2 protein-coding genes, 1 tRNA gene, 1 rRNA gene and 2 pseudogenes are annotated in these 3,666 nt (G+C 46.7%); all 6 read left to right on the forward strand.

Annotated features, from left to right (window positions below):
* Positions 1 to 182: ribosomal RNA gene (locus ACMP1L_RS11375) — 23S ribosomal RNA — on the forward strand; the annotation flags it as partial.
* A gap of 71 nt (positions 183 to 253) precedes the next feature.
* Positions 254 to 326 (forward strand) — tRNA-Gly (locus tag ACMP1L_RS11380).
* Positions 327 to 460: 134 nt separating this feature from the next.
* A pseudogene (locus ACMP1L_RS11385) lies at positions 461 to 670 on the forward strand (MBG domain-containing protein); the annotation flags it as partial.
* Between the two features lie 6 nt (positions 671 to 676).
* Positions 677 to 1,741 (forward strand): MBG domain-containing protein, encoded by a 1,065-nt coding sequence (locus ACMP1L_RS11390; RefSeq protein WP_418453076.1) that lies wholly within the window; start codon positions 677 to 679, stop codon positions 1,739 to 1,741.
* Between the two features lie 275 nt (positions 1,742 to 2,016).
* Complete coding sequence (locus ACMP1L_RS11395) at positions 2,017 to 3,390, forward strand: sodium-dependent transporter (protein ID WP_418453077.1); 1,374 nt, start codon at positions 2,017 to 2,019, stop codon at positions 3,388 to 3,390.
* Positions 3,391 to 3,474: 84 nt separating this feature from the next.
* Positions 3,475 to 3,666: pseudogene (locus tag ACMP1L_RS11400) on the forward strand (transposase); the annotation flags it as partial.

Below are 3,666 nucleotides of genomic sequence, written 5' to 3' on the forward strand. Positions count from 1 at the left end.
CGAGTAGCCAAGTCGGGACGGGATAAACGCTGAAGGCATCTAAGCGTGAAGCCCCCCTCAAGATGAGATATCCCATACGCAAGTAGTAAGACCCCTTGAAGACGACGAGGTAGATAGGGCAGAGGTGGAAGCGTGGTAACATGTGCAGCTGACTGTCACTAATAGGTCGAGGGCTTAACCAAGACGGTTTAGGTAAGAAAAACGGATGAAATTCAATATGTGGTTTTGAGGGTATATGTTACCTTTTATAAATGCGCGAGTGGCTCAGTTGGTGGAGTACGACCTTGCCAAGGTCGGGGTCGCGGGTTCGAGTCCCGTCTCGCGCTCTCAATGAAGCGAAAGCCTTTAGTTATGAAGGCTTTCGCTTTTTTTTGGTTTCCAAGGGAAGGATTGCAGGAAACGATGCGTTTTTCTTTTACCTGAAAAGAGATCTCTTTTTCCAAGCCGGTTTTAGGAACCGATTACGGCGGCAGATCAGAAACTTTCGTATCTGGATGAGATTCCGGAATATACGGCAGATTGTGATGGTTTTGTAAACGGCGAGAATCTGGAAAGTGCCGGAGGAACCGTTCGCTTTGATTGTTCTTATCAGAAGGGAACAGCAGCCGGTTCATATCCGATCTATCCGGAGGCTACAGGTCTCAAAAATTATAAGGTAACAACAGAATCCGGAACGATGACGGTTGAAAAGAAAACCCCGGTATTCACCGATTCCGCAAACCTGTACACAACTCGTGTCTATGACGGAAAGGCTGTGGATCTGACTCCAACAACGGACGGGGACGGCAAGATGAGCCGCGTGATCACGAACCGGGAGACGAGTGAGGTCTTAACGTCTGATCCGGTCGATGTGGGAGAGTACCGTGTGGTTTACAGTGTTTCAGAAGGAAAGAATTACACGGAGGAAAGTGTTTCCTACGACTTTGCGATCACACAGGCACCGCTTACGATCACGGCGGAAGATAAGAGTGTGACGATGGGAGATGTGGCTCCGGAGTATACAGTGATTTACGATGGTTTTGTGAACGGAGAGGACGATTCTGTTCTCGCAGGAACACTGAACTTTATCTGTGATTACGAACCAAAGAAGATCGAGCAGGAATATGTGATCATTCCGTCAGGTCTTACAGGCAATAACTATGCGATTACCTGGGTAAATGGAACACTGAAGGCAACACGCAGATACAGCAATTTATCTGACAATGATTTTGATGACAGAAAAAAAGAGAATATCACAACAGATTCCCAAAGAGGACAGGTATCTGATACGCGCGGCGTTCTCACAGGATCCATCATCACAAAGAGCGATCTGGCAAAAGGCGGAACACCGAATGATGGACTCAGCCACTGGGTAAACGACAACGGACGTTATCAGCTCCTCTACAAAGACGGAATCTATGCGAAGGCTGCAGCCGATGGCAAAGGTGCCGGGGCAGGAACATCCGGAAATGATGCAGTTGGAACTGCGCATGAGTGGGTTCCTGTCAATGGAAACTGGTGGGCTTTCGGCGAGGACAGCTACGCAGCGACCGGATGGATCCGCGACAGCGCTTATGGCAGCTGGTTCTATCTTGATCCGCAGACAGGCATGAAGCGCGGCTGGATATTCGTGAACGGAAAGTGGTACTATCTGAACGAAAAGGCCGATGGCAAAGGCGGCATGATGCTTGCAAACTGCCTGACACCAGATGGTTATTATGTGAAGGAAGACGGAAGCTGGGATGGCACAGAACGGAAATAGAAAGATTGCCGGTCTGACATTTTCAGATAAGAATTCAAGTCGAACATCCGTAAAAAGAACCTTCATAGATTAGATCGATGAGTAAAAATTCTTTACCCTGCCTTCTGATCTGTGGAGGTTTTCTAATGGAACAAAAACCACCATATTCTGAGATTGTATCTTATTTGACGGCAGACAAAGGATAGTGTATAATAGCGAATATTGCGGCAACGCAGGGGAGTAAGCGTTTTGATTTGACAAAATGGGGGAATACAAGGAGGTTAAATAAGAAGAATATGAAACAACGAGAAACCTTTCAATCAAGGATGGGATTCCTGCTCTTGTCTGCAGGATGCGCCATTGGTATCGGGAATGTGTGGCGCTTTCCCTATGTGGTAGGAGCAAACGGCGGTGGTATTTTTGTTTTAATCTATCTGCTGTTTCTGGCTATCATGGGAGTACCGGTTCTTTCTATGGAATTTGCGGTTGGGCGTGCCAGCCGTAAGAGTCCGGTAAAAGCGTACCAGGAGCTGGAAAAGCCGGGCAGCAAGTGGCATCTGCATGGCTATGTGGCGCTGCTGGGCAACTATGTATTAATGATGTTTTACACTACGGTAGCAGGATGGATGCTGTACTATTTCTATAGCTTTGCTACTGGTGCATTTTCCGGATTGCATACGGAAGATGTCCAGGGAATGTTTGGGGAGATGTTGTCCAGCCCGGGCCTTAATGTATTCTGGATGGCAGTGGTTGTCATTGTTGGTATTCTGATCTGCTCTCTGGGCCTGCAGGCAGGTGTAGAACGGATCACTAAGGTCATGATGATCGGTCTGTTATCTCTGATGCTCATTTTGGCAGTTCATGGTGTATTCCTCGAGGGCGGCATGGAAGGCCTGAAATTTTACCTGCTTCCGGATCTGGAGAAGATGAAGTCCGTAGGCATCGGTCAGGTTATTGTGTCTGCGATGAACCAGTCCTTCTTCACCTTAAGCCTGGGTATCGGTGCTATGGCTATTTTCGGAAGTTATCTTGAGAAAGATAACACTCTGTTAGGGGAGTCTGTAAACGTAGCAATTCTGGATACGTTTGTGGCAATTACTGCAGGTCTGATCATTTTTCCGGCGTGTTTTGCGTTTGGTGTGAATCCGGACAGCGGACCAAGCCTGATCTTCATTACATTGCCGAACGTATTCATTTCCATGATCGGCGGACGTATCTGGGGAAGCCTGTTCTTTCTGTTTATGTCCTGCGCGGCGCTTTCTACCGTTATCGCAGTATTCGAGAACATCATTGCCTGCGACATGGAGCTGTTTGAGATCGATCGTAAAAAATCCGCAAGGATCAATGTGGTCCTGATTATTTTATTGTCACTTCCATGCGCACTGGGCTATAATGTACTCAGTGGTTTTGAGCCGCTGGGCGCCGGCAGTTCTGTGCTGGATCTGGAGGATTTCCTGGTGAGCAATATTCTGCTTCCGCTGGGGTCTCTGGTTTATCTGTTATTTACAACCTGGGATTTCGGATGGGGCTTTGACAAATACCGCGCTGAGGCGAATGAGGGTGTCGGATTAAAGGTTCCGGCATGGATTCGCGGTTATGTAAAATACATATTGCCGATCATGATTATGGGGCTGTTCATTCAGGGAATCTGGGTGAAATTTTTCGCCTGATTGAAATAGGGCTACCGCAATCCCACTGGCTTTAGACGGTGGGTTAAGGTAGCCAAAAATCAGAAATTATTGTATACTCATGGCATGGGAACATGGAAATCTAAAAACAGACACTAATACCTATTACAATATCACATTATTTTTGTCTGCAAATATAGAAAGAAATTACTGGTTTCGAGGCAGATATCAGATGATATAAAACAGTTTTCGGATGAGATATGTCAGAGACACAGTGTGATAATAAGACATATGGAAACAGACAAAGATCACATTCAC

The sequence above is a fragment of the Ventrimonas sp. genome (assembly GCF_048380235.1).
Taxonomy (GTDB): domain Bacteria; phylum Bacillota; class Clostridia; order Lachnospirales; family Lachnospiraceae; genus Brotaphodocola.

Excerpts from the sequence above, each read along its gene's own strand:
- ACMP1L_RS11390 (WP_418453076.1), top strand. The coding sequence starts at position 677 with ATGACGGTTGAAAAGAAAACCCCGGTATTCACCGATTCCGCAAACCTG.
- ACMP1L_RS11395 (WP_418453077.1), top strand. The coding sequence starts at position 2,017 with ATGAAACAACGAGAAACCTTTCAATCAAGGATGGGATTCCTGCTCTTG.